At 71.5% G+C, this 1,429-nt stretch carries 1 protein-coding gene; it reads left to right on the forward strand.

The window, feature by feature from the left end:
• Nucleotides 1–224: 224 nt before the first annotated feature.
• Nucleotides 225–1,304 (forward strand): IS21 family transposase, encoded by a 1,080-nt coding sequence (gene istA / locus QSK03_RS32860; RefSeq protein WP_285660035.1) that lies wholly within the window; start codon nt 225–227, stop codon nt 1,302–1,304.
• Nucleotides 1,305–1,429 lie beyond the last annotated feature (125 nt).

Consider the following 1,429-nt stretch of genomic DNA (forward strand, 5'->3'; position numbering starts at 1 on the left):
CCCAGGGCAAGAGCGCCCGCGAAATCCGACGCTGCCTCAAGCGATACATCGCCCGCCAACTCCACCGCCAGCTCACCGCAGCGATGGCCACACCCGCTTGACAGAAATAGAAGCGTCAACTTCCCCAGGTTGCACGGCGGTTCCGGCGTGGTGTCGGGGCCGGGTGAGGGTCTGCCGCTGGGCTCGCGGGTGAGTGATCACCGGCGGAGCAGCGGGAGGCCCGGGTGCTGTCCTGGGAGGCAGATGTGGAAGCGCACGCGTTGCGCGAGCAGGGCTGGACGATCTCGGCGATCGCCCGGCATCTGGGCCATGACCGCAAGACCGTCCGCGCCTATCTCGAAGGCCGACGCGTCCCCGAGCAGCGGGTGCGCCGCGAGCCGACGCTGGCCGAGCCGTTCCTGGAGTACTGCCGGCTGCGGCTGGCCGAGGACCCGCACCTGTGGGCATCGACCCTGTTCGACGAGCTCGCCGGGCTCGGGTTCAGCGGGTCGTATCCGTCGTTGACCGCCGCGATCCGCGCTCACGGGCTGCGGCCGCACTGCGAGCCCTGCACCGCCTCGAAAGGCCGCGACGCGGCGATCATCAGCCACCCGGCCGGGGAGGAGACCCAGTGGGACTGGGTCGAGCTGCCGAACCCGCCCACGTCGTGGGGTGTCGGCGGCCAGGCGCATCTGCTGGTGGGGTCGCTGGCGCACTCGGGACGCTGGCGGGCGGTGCTCGCCGAGTCAGAGGACTTCCCGCACCTGATCGAGGCGCTGGACCGCGTGACCCGCAAGCTGGGTGGGCTGACCCGGCGGTGGCGCTTCGACCGGATGGCCACGGTCTGCTCCCCCCGGTCGGGGACGGTGTCGGCGGCGTTCGCGCAGGCCGCGAAGCACTACGCGGTGGCGGTGGATCTCTGCCCGCCGCGGCACGGCAACCGCAAGGGCGTGGTGGAGAAGGCCAACCACTCCGCCGCGCAACGCTGGTGGCGCACGGTCGCCGACGACGCCACCGTCGCCGGTGCTCAGCAGAGCCTCGACGAGCTCTGCGAGCGCCTCGACGGCCGGGTCCGGCGGCGCGACGGCGAGCGCACGACCGTCGCTGAGCTCGCCGCTGGCGAGGGGTTGCGGGCGGCGCCGGCGGCGGCGTTCCCGGCCGAACTCGCCGTCGTCCGCACGGTGTCGGCGCAGGCGCTGGTCTCGTTCCGCGGCAACCGGTACTCGGTGCCGCCGGGGATGTTCGGCGTCCAGGTCGTGGTGCGTCACCGTCTCGGGGCTGACCAGCTGCGCATCATCACCGAGCTTGTCAAGTTGCCTGTGTAAGTTGACGCTTCTATTTCTGTCAAGCGGGTGTGGCCATCGCTGCGGTGAGCTGGCGGTGGAGTTGGCGGGCGATGTATCGCTTGAGGCAGCGTCGGATTTCGCGGGCGCTCTTGCCCTGGGCTCGG

The sequence above is a fragment of the Actinomycetospora sp. NBRC 106375 genome, assembly GCF_030269665.1.
Lineage (GTDB): Bacteria > Actinomycetota > Actinomycetes > Mycobacteriales > Pseudonocardiaceae > Actinomycetospora.